Raw genomic sequence first — 9,886 nt, 5'->3', positions numbered from 1 at the left:
AATTATTCCGTTTCCTACTCATTATCAGTCAGTTTACACCAACTTCGATATTTCTTCATTTTCGCTGATTAGTTGCAGCATTAAAGCATGCAAATTGCAGGCTTATCTCAATGGGTTAGTCGCCAAAAAATGGCAAAAATCGGAATAAAAAGAGTTGTATCGAACGTAACATCTTCAACACCAATAAATTATAAACGTCGCTCATTTTTAGCATATTTGCGACCAACTTTGATGTTGGTGATTTATACGCGAGTTATGAGAGGCACTTTGTAAAGAAAATTCAGCATTTATTATCCTCCAAAACAGCGTACCAAAAATTATACATCTGCTGTTTTATGGATGCTTTTTTGTTGTAAATATGTCGCTCTTTTGATGAAAGAATCGAGCATAGTCAAAATAACATCATCTATATGTTTGATTTTCTCATAGCTTTTTCTTAATTTTGTGTGAAGCATACAATTACACAAAATAAAGATGAATTCCTCTTTGCTAAGCGTTCGACAAGGCGGGTTACTACCGCATGGGAAAAGTAATAGCTTCAAAAGAATGTGATTTGAATAAAAATCTAACACATCTTGTTCAAGGTAACAGAATTGTAATATTTCTGAAACATATATGAAGAGTTGATGTGCTAACTTTGTCAACTGAATACATTTATTGTTATCAAATATGGAAGAAAACAATTATCGCATTCTCGTCGTAGACGATGAACAAGACTTATGTGAGATTCTGAAGTTCAATCTCGAAACTGAAGGTTATGCTGTTGACACTGCTAATTCGGCAGAAGAAGCCATGAATATGGAGCTAACATCGTACAATTTGTTATTGTTGGATGTCATGATGGGAACGATGTCTGGCTTTGCAATGGCAAAGAAACTTAAAGAGGAGCCAGCAACAGCCCATATTCCAATTATTTTCTTGACAGCCAGAGACACAGAGAATGATACGGTGACAGGATTTAATTTGGGGGCAGATGACTATATCAGCAAGCCTTTCTCTATTCGCGAAGTCCTGGTACGGATTCGTGCGGTCATCAGAAGAACTGCCGAAACGGAGAATCATGAACAACCAAAGGTGCTCAAATATCAAGGTTTGGAGATGAATTTGGACAAAAAAACGGTTTCTATTGATGGCAAGGATGTTCCTTTTACTAAAACAGAATTTGAGTTATTGCATCTCTTACTCTCAGAAAAAGGACACGTCTTTTCACGTCAAGAGCTTATTGACCGCATCTGGCCGAAAGATGTGTTGGTACTCGACCGAACTGTAGATGTTAATATCACACGCTTAAGAAAAAAGATTGGGCGGTTTTCAAAATGTATCGTCACACGTTTAGGATTTGGCTATTATTTTGACGCACTATGAGAAAAATATCCGTAGGGACACGCCTATACGTCAGTATTATGGCGATTTTTTTGCTGTTTGCTATTGCATTTATTGTTTTTCAACAAGTCCGTGAAAAACAATATAAAATAGAACTGCTGAATGAGAAACTGCAAAACTATAATAAGCAGTTAGCTGATGCCATGAAGTATATGGGCAAGACCGACGAGACGACATTGGACTCCTATGTGAAGACACACAGTTTACCTAACCTCCGAGTAACCATTATAGACAACGAAGGGCATGTTACGTTTGATAACTTAGAAAAGAATTACAACCGTTTTACAAGTCACGCCAATCGTCCAGAGATTATAGAAGCCCAAAAAAAAGGGTCAGGCTCAAGTGTAGAAAGAAATAGTAAGACGTTAAAGCAGGAGTTTTTTTATTCGGCAACTTACTTCAACGATAGCAAAATCACAATTCGCAGTGCCTTACCGTATAATAATGATTTGGCAAAATCGCTCCAAACAGATCAGCATTTCATTTGGTTTGCGTTGACAACTATTATTATATTGACACTGGTATTATGGCGTTTCTTGAGTAGATTAGGTGCCAACATTACAAAACTCAAGCTTTTTGCCAGTAGAGCCGACCATAATGAAAGCTTGGAAACAGAAGATTTGATTGCTTTTCCTGACGACGAATTGGGAGAGATAGCCGAAAGAATTATCAAAATCTATAAACGTCTTCAGAGTACACGACAAGAACAAGATAAGCTAAAACGACAGCTTACTCAAAATATTGCGCACGAATTGAAAACTCCCGTAGCAAGCATTCAGGGCTATTTGGAAACTATCTTAGACAACCCTCATATTGACGAGGAGACGAAGAAGCAATTTTTGAAACACAGTTATGCCCAGAGTCAGCGACTAACCTCTCTCCTACAAGATATCTCTACGTTAAATCGGATGGATGATGCCCCTGAAATAAAAGAAAATGTAGAAGTGAATATCTCTCAAATGGTAGAAGATATAAGTAAAGAGACTGCGCTACAATTGGAAAAGCACCACATGAGCTTTATCATCAATCTTCCTGAAAACGTAATTGTTCACGGGAATAAAAGCTTGCTATATAGTGTCTTTAGAAATCTGATAGATAACGCTATCGCTTATGCAGGCAATGGCACCACGATCACATTGGATGCCGTAGAAAATAATAAAGATTGGAGTTTTGCGTTTTATGATAATGGCATTGGGGTCGCAAATGAGCATTTATCCCGCATTTTTGAACGCTTTTATCGAGTAGATAAAGGGAGAAGCAGAAAATTAGGCGGCACAGGTTTAGGACTCGCTATTGTAAAGAATGCTGTGATGATTCATGGAGGAACGATTCGAGCTAAAAACCTACCCACAGGAGGTCTGCGATTTGATTTTAACATAAAAAAGAATAACGAATGAAAATAACACAAGCCACCAAAGACCAAGCAAGAGAAATAGCAAAACTCATCATGCTTGCCATGAACTATGAGTGTTGTCAAAACTTAGCAGGTCCCAATCACACGCTGAACGAGTTTGAAGACTTGATGACCGAATTGGTGAGCATGGACGAAAGCCAATACAGTTATAAGAACACCTTCGTAGCATTGAATGATAACAACGAGGTAGCAGGCATTTGTGTGAGTTACCACGGTGCCGACCTGAAGAAGCTGAGAAAGGTATTCATAGAAAAAGCACTTCAAAAATTCAACATCGACTATCGAGATATGAAAGACGAGGCACAACCTGACGAACTATATATCGACAGTATTGCTATTCTTCCACAATACCGCCGCAAGGGCATTGCCAAAGAACTGATCATGCAAGCCTTAAATAAGGCGAAAGACATGAAGATAGATAAAATTGGACTTTTAGTGGACAAAGACAACCCACATGCAGAGCGCCTCTACACAACCCAAGGGTTTCGGTATGTAAACGACACCGATTGGGGTGGACATCCCATGAAACACCTACAGTATTTGATTACTTTTTACGGATAGGATAAGAAAAAGCGTTCAGTGATGCGGGTACGCCATCTACGAGCGTCTCCGCACACACATTCATATAAGTTGTGTAGCTACCATTGTAATATTCTACGACCGCTATTCCGTTTTCGTCTGTCTTCAAATTTGGATTCCAATATAAAGTACGACGCATCTCATCGGCATTGCTGTCAAAGTATCCACTCTCTAAATAGATGGGTGAATAAAAAGCCTTTGGCTCGTCATATCCTTGAATCACTGTGCGACGGATACCTCTTGATGGGCGATAGTTTTTGTTAGAACTCCAATTGTCAGCCATCTTGAACGCACAACGTACTACATACTTATTGAGTGCTATCTGACTGGCAGTGTCTACACGTAAATGAGTATAAGCATCAGTGAGTTCAGACTTCTGTATGCGATAGTTATCGTCAACCGAATAAGCATATTTGTTAAACTTGTCCATGTACAACATTGCCGTTTCTACCATGTCGAGGTCTTTCTCGATATAGGGCAGTTGTATCTCTTCTCCATTCACGCTGTATCGCAACGGATTAACACCATATTGCGTTCCTTCCGGGTTAATAAGTGGGTTAAGGTTGTGCAAGAAAAACCCCACTTCATTTGATACATACTTCCCTTCATCGCGTAACTTGTCAATATGTTTACGAATATTATAAAAGGCAAGAATATCTCGTTCAAACGACTCTGTGTCTTTCAAAGTATTATGACGCTTTTTGCCCTTCACCACCACCTCGTCTATTTGCAAAGCATTCGCTTCAAGTTGATTTGTTGTAAGCGAATCGACCAATTGTTGCAGTGCCAAAGTGTCTACAGGTTCCTCCCAAGTGGGGTGCAACTCTCGCCAATCATAAGCTCTTAAGCCAGGTTCAAAATTGCGATAAAGACTCACATCGGCATAACGATTCTTTTGCTTACCATTGCGTTTGGTCTGAATGACAGACTCCATACGCCCATACATATCGTCCATTGGAAGACTGAAATTCCCTAACGAATCGGTATAGGTAGCCCCCGACACATAAATTGTGTCGCGCTTACCTAACACTGTAACGGCAATATTAGACTGTTGTTTGCCAAACCAAGAGTCTACATGCCCATACAGGGTCAAGTTTGGTTCGGGCATTTGCTTCGGCTCAAACGGCTTCTGACCAATAAGCTGAGTTATATCATATTGTCTCCAACCACGAATAAGCAACAAATTATCTAACAATTTGCGCCTGCCCCTACTCTGTTCTTCAAAATAATACGCTGGTTGATGAATATAACCTTTTAAATCCGAAGTGAGCAGTAAGTCGGTCTCAATGGTTTGAGAGCTTGGTATATAGTCGGTTCGTTCACCATCACGTATGGCTATCGACACACTGGCATTGCGCACAGGCTTTCCTTCCGCATCGGTAACCTTTACCTCATAGCGCGCTTTCTGATAGGGCGTGTACACCTTACTATCGCTATCACCTTTCATGGTGATTGTCTTCTTTGGATAGGAAAAACAAAAACGGTCGCAAAGAGTATGTCCTGCTGCATTGATAAGCGACATGCGCACAATGCCAGAAGGTAAGTCTGATTTCATAATTCGCAGTGTCTTCGACACCTTACCCACAAATTCTATGGTGTTGAAACTATGCGGTGTTCCTTGAGAAAAGGTGAACAATGCCAAGGAATCTGTCAACGATTCTGAACTTCTCTTCACCGTCACATCGAAAGATGATTCTCGGTTTGCTACAGACATGGAATAACCTTGAGGCAAAGCTTTGGGCAACACAAAGCGATAGGTACTGCCTCGAAAAAGGATTTCTACATTGGCGGGCTGTTCACGAGGTGTATACATGAAGCTCCCCATCCCATCATGAATCGTAGAAATGGGGATTGTACGTTCGCCCGAAGGAGAAAGTAAGAATCCATCGAGGTTTACAAAACCGCTGTCACGGCTCACAGTTTCGAAACCAATCACACAGGGAATGCCTTGCACCAAGTTACCACCCTCAGGGTAAAAACGAGCTTCTAACTCATCTTTTTGAGGAAGCGGACGTTGCGCCATACTCTTATCCATGTTGTATACAGCAATACTCCTTGGTGACTCCTTATGTGTGAGCCGTTTCCGATATATGGGAATGGTTTGTGAAAAGTACGATGTATCGTCAAAAGCCAACATCCAACGGGTGTAAGCTCGTATCTCATAATAACCCGTGAAAAAGGTATTCGTCAGGGCAATATGCCCTTCTCCCTCACCATCGTGCAACTTAATGATATGGCGCTCCAATACATTGCCGAGCTGATCGAGCAATTCTACATAAAGCGGTTTGCTGATACTGCTCAACTGATTATTTGTAGCCGTTACAACATACGCCTTAAACCATATAGTATCACCTTGATAATAGCTGCTGTTATCTAAATGCAAATGCACCTTCTCCCGTGGGAACGTTTTGGAAAAGGTTACAGCATTTGCAAAAAAACGTTCAAAAACAGAACTGTTTTGTGCTGTCGCAGGAAGTGTTCCCAGCAACAACACAAACAGACTACAAATAATTTTATCAATCATGTTGTTGCCAGGTTATATTATTACTATTCAATCGTAATCAGCGATAAGTTTATATAACTGTCGGGAAAATGAAGGTACGAATGACCCAATAACATAGGATACCTGATAGATAACTCACCATAGCAATCCAACTAACGTGCTTGAGGTACCAACCAAAGGTTATCTTCTCCAATCCCATGACAACCACGCCAGCAGCACTACCCACGATAAGGATAGAACCTCCCACACCAGCACAGTATGCCAACAACTGCCAGAAGATGCCATCTACTGCCATATCTCCTGCTGCCTCTATTGGATACATGCCCATACATCCAGCCACTAATGGAACATTATCAACGATACTTGAAATAACACCGATGATACCTGTCACCATGTAATGGTTACCGTTAGACACATCGTTAAGCCATTTGCCAAGTCCTTCTAACACACCGATTTGCTCTAAACTCGCTACTGCCATGAGGATGCCGAGGAAGAACAAGATTGTGGACATATCAATATTAGATAACAAATTGCTTACACGCTTGGTCATACTGTCCTTTTTGCGATGCAATCCACGGTAAAACACCTCGGTCACGGTCCATAACACGCCCAAGACTAAGAGGATACCCACAAAAGGAGGTAAATGTGTAATGCTCTTAAAAATAGGAACAAACATTAATCCGCCCACACCCAAGAAGAAAATTATCTTTCGTTGTGTACTGCTAAAGTCAAGCACCTGATAGTCGGAGGTAACATGAACATCAGCAGGTTCTAACTCGCCCTTCAATTGATATTGCATAATAAACGCTGGTACAACCATTGCTACCAACGATGGAACAAAGATTTCCTCTATAACACCTGCTGTGGTGATAGTTCCCCTGTTCCACAACATAATAGTAGTAACGTCTCCAATGGGCGAAAAAGCTCCACCTGAATTGGCGGCTATAATAACTAAGGAGGCATAGATAAGACGGTCTTCGTGTGACTTCACCAGCTTGCGTAGTATCATAATCATCACGATACTGGTAGTAAGGTTGTCGAGCACAGCAGACAGGAAGAAAGTCATAAAGGCAATGCGCCACAACAACGAGCGCTTGCTCTTGGTCTTCATGACATCTCGCACGAAGTTGAAGCCACCGTTTTGGTCGACTACTTCTACAATCGTCATCGCTCCCATCAAGAAGAACAAAGTTGTAGACGTGCTACCCAAATGCTTTTCAATTACACTACTCACCTCGTTTACCAACGCTTGTCCAGAGAACCCAGGCAAATAAGTATTAGGATCCAGCATGAACAGTGTCCAACAGGCCACGAACATCAGCAAGGCAACAGCTGCCTTGTTCACTTTTGTAACACTCTCGATGGCTATAAATAAATAGCCAATACAAAAAACGATAACAATCGCTAATGTCAAAGATGCCATAAAATAAAAACTTAAAATCTTTTTAATGAAAATGAACGGACATACAGGCATTGTTTTTTAGAATGCCCTCCGCCCACATTTTTATTGCTAACAACCTATAAAAGAGCATGTGTTAGTTCTTCATAGATTAAATTGTTTGCAAAGATAAGTTTTGAAAACTATTCTACCAAATAAAAGCAGGTGTTTATTTTTACAATTGCTGTTTTGAACTATTTTTTATTGTTCTAAATCGCTTATCAATGATTCAAATTTTCCTATTTTTACTTAATCAAAGCTTTTTGGATTAAACCCTACTATCTAAAACGTTCAATATCTCTTCAAACATGTCCAACCAAAAAACCACTCACCCGCTGTCACGGGTGAATGGCTTTAGGTATGTTTACATGGACATGGCACCCATGCTAATGCTGGTGCCTTTCTCTTCTGCTGGAGCTTTACCAGCTAACACATCTTCTACACCTTTCCTTATTTCGTCACCACGAACATGTTTTCTGTAAATGCGTCCGTCTTTATCAATAATAAGGATAAATGGAATGCCAGAGAATTGGTAGAGATCCATTACCTCCTTTCCTCCATCAGACACCCAACCTTGATGCCAAGGCATGCCTTCTTCACTCATGGCTTTCACCCAAGCGTCACGCTTTGCATCAATTGAAACGCTCATAAACTCAACACCTTTATCTTTGAAATCGGCATATATTTTCTTGAGATTAGGTATTTCCTGGCGACAAGGTCCACACCAGCTGGCCCAGAAGTCGAGTACAAGAACTTTACCCTTAAAGTTTGCAGGGCGAAGTGTCTTGCCTTTTGGCGATTTGCATTCGAAAGCAGGCATGGGTGCACCAACCTTGACACGCTCAATGCGCATCTTCTCTTCAGCCTTGTCTTTGTGGAATTGCGCAGCCAACTCGTTGGCTTGTGGTGATACGGTAGCCAATCGTGCCAGTGCATCATCAATGAGCTTCTTGTCTTTTTCATAATCCAATTGCTCAATAGCCACCATCACACTTGGGCGGTCAGCATAGTGTTCCACATAATAGCGACACCGTGCGTCATAATCATCACCCATGAAATCATAAAGCGCATTGGTCAACGATTTCTGGTTCTCCTCATCGGCAAACTTCGTAACATAAGTTTTTTGTGAATAGACAATCATTGACTGATAATTACGATAAGCGTCAAAATTCAACAAGTTCATTAACTCGTTATTTTTACCACCTTTTATATATACGAATGGAGGATTTTTAATTTTAATGGCTGCCGTGTCTACTCCACGAAAATCAATATCCATGTCCTCGTCCTGCAACCAGACATTCACAGCTTGCCATCCGCCACAATCAACCATAGCCTCACCTATCTTATCAGCTGGCACAGATAGGGTATAATTATGGGTAGTTGGATCAACAGTGGTTTCAGCCAACAACTGCTTCAACGTACCCGAGAAGCGATACACACCTACTTTGAAATCGTTCTCAATGAATTTTACATTTCCTTTAATGGTAACTGTACGTTGACCAAAGGCAAACATGGGAAACAGCAATAGGGCTGCCACCGACATAACACAACAATTCTTCAACAAGTTTTTCATTTATTTACAATAATAATTGTTTGTAATTTAGATTGTTAGTAAACATTTTGTCCACTAAATATGACGAAAAGTAAACAAAAAGAACAAGATACACAATATTTCATAACTAAATCACCATACAGCTTGTTATTATTATGATTTGTTTACATTTATTTAATAAACTAAAGGCGTTTTCTTTTTCATTTATGTCCACTAAAAATGGACAAGTTAAAAATTAAATAAATTAGGTTCGCCTGAACTGTTTCAGTCTTTGTTATTTTGGAATATAGTTTTGTCAAAGAGATCTTTGAGATGCGTTGTGCAGTGAGTGACATGCTGTCGCTTAGCTATTTTTAGCGGACAGCAATGATATAGCTTTATAGAATATTTTTGCCAAATGACTTACATATCATTTGTAGACAAGCAATTCCACATAACATTGAATCTGATTGACAAACAATTGGATACCTCATATAATAACTATCTCGTCAAGATTATTCTTACATTCTGTTTTTCTGTGCTTGCCCTGCACCTGTACCTTTATACTTACTGGCTGTTGTATTGAAACGATAACGTATAGTTAGTGTTACGGAACTTGAAGAGTAGCCGTCGTAATACGTTGACCGCTGTGAACCAGAATAGAAAATGCGATGTTCGTCAGCAGTCCCAAACAGGTCGTTTACATAAAGTTGCAGTGTAAGGCGGTCATGCAGAAAAGACTTATATAAGGATATATCGGTATTAAAATATCCTCTACGAACATATTTATTTCCCATATTCCCCTCTGTTTGTCCAGACAGTATTATGGAAGCCGTCATCCACTTTGTATCAAACGTATTAGTCAGTTGGAAAGTTGCAACAGGATTATTTAGATTCTTTGTTTCATTCGTATCCATGTGATACCACTGCTTGAATAGCATCATTTCGAGTGAAGGATTCCGGCTTATATGACAAAAATGTGCATAATTTAGAGTCGTTTTCTTTTATGTGACAAAAATGTGCATGGAATCTTCTGCG

Annotated in this window: 8 protein-coding genes; 3 read left to right on the top strand and 5 right to left on the bottom strand. The window is 40.0% G+C overall.

The window, feature by feature from the left end; genetic code table 11:
- Positions 1–669 precede the first annotated feature (669 nt).
- The 3 genes from DEM91_RS11135 to DEM91_RS11125 are packed head-to-tail and all read left to right on the top strand — an operon-like array spanning position 670 to position 3,358.
- Positions 670–1,365 (top strand): response regulator transcription factor, encoded by a 696-nt coding sequence (locus DEM91_RS11135; protein WP_103004046.1) that lies wholly within the window; start codon positions 670–672, stop codon positions 1,363–1,365.
- Positions 1,362–2,780 (top strand): sensor histidine kinase, encoded by a 1,419-nt coding sequence (locus DEM91_RS11130; RefSeq protein WP_249858974.1) that lies wholly within the window; start codon positions 1,362–1,364, stop codon positions 2,778–2,780. The genes DEM91_RS11135 and DEM91_RS11130 overlap by 4 nt, the downstream gene beginning before the upstream one ends.
- Positions 2,777–3,358, top strand: a complete 582-nt coding sequence (locus DEM91_RS11125) for a GNAT family N-acetyltransferase (RefSeq protein WP_249858973.1) — start codon at positions 2,777–2,779, stop codon at positions 3,356–3,358. The genes DEM91_RS11130 and DEM91_RS11125 overlap by 4 nt, the downstream gene beginning before the upstream one ends.
- Here the strand turns inward: DEM91_RS11125 and DEM91_RS11120 are convergent.
- The 5 genes from DEM91_RS11120 to DEM91_RS11105 form a co-directional block, all read right to left on the bottom strand.
- Entirely contained in the window at positions 3,342–5,900 is a 2,559-nt protein-coding gene (locus DEM91_RS11120) for a hypothetical protein (protein WP_249858972.1), read from the bottom strand. The genes DEM91_RS11125 and DEM91_RS11120 overlap by 17 nt on opposite strands.
- Before the next feature lie 49 nt (positions 5,901–5,949).
- Positions 5,950–7,302 carry a sodium:proton antiporter NhaD gene (nhaD, locus tag DEM91_RS11115; protein WP_195252377.1) on the bottom strand — a complete coding sequence of 451 codons (1,353 nt, stop codon included), beginning with the start codon at positions 7,300–7,302 and terminating at the stop codon, positions 5,950–5,952.
- A gap of 379 nt (positions 7,303–7,681) precedes the next feature.
- Complete coding sequence (locus DEM91_RS11110) at positions 7,682–8,878, bottom strand: TlpA family protein disulfide reductase (RefSeq protein WP_249858971.1); 1,197 nt, start codon at positions 8,876–8,878, stop codon at positions 7,682–7,684.
- 368 nt (positions 8,879–9,246) lie between these two features.
- A complete protein-coding gene (locus tag DEM91_RS12720) occupies positions 9,247–9,342 on the bottom strand; it encodes a cysteine peptidase family C39 domain-containing protein (protein ID WP_081411454.1) in 96 nt (31 codons plus the stop codon).
- A 27-nt stretch (positions 9,343–9,369) separates the two neighbouring features.
- Positions 9,370–9,789 (bottom strand): outer membrane beta-barrel protein, encoded by a 420-nt coding sequence (locus tag DEM91_RS11105; protein WP_275975272.1) that lies wholly within the window; start codon positions 9,787–9,789, stop codon positions 9,370–9,372.
- Positions 9,790–9,886 lie beyond the last annotated feature (97 nt).

Origin of the sequence: Prevotella sp. TCVGH (genome assembly GCF_023522295.1) — a bacterium.
GTDB classification, from domain to species: domain Bacteria; phylum Bacteroidota; class Bacteroidia; order Bacteroidales; family Bacteroidaceae; genus Prevotella; species Prevotella timonensis.
Note: the sequence above shows the minus strand (reverse complement) of the source record. Positions and strands in the feature narration are given on the sequence as shown.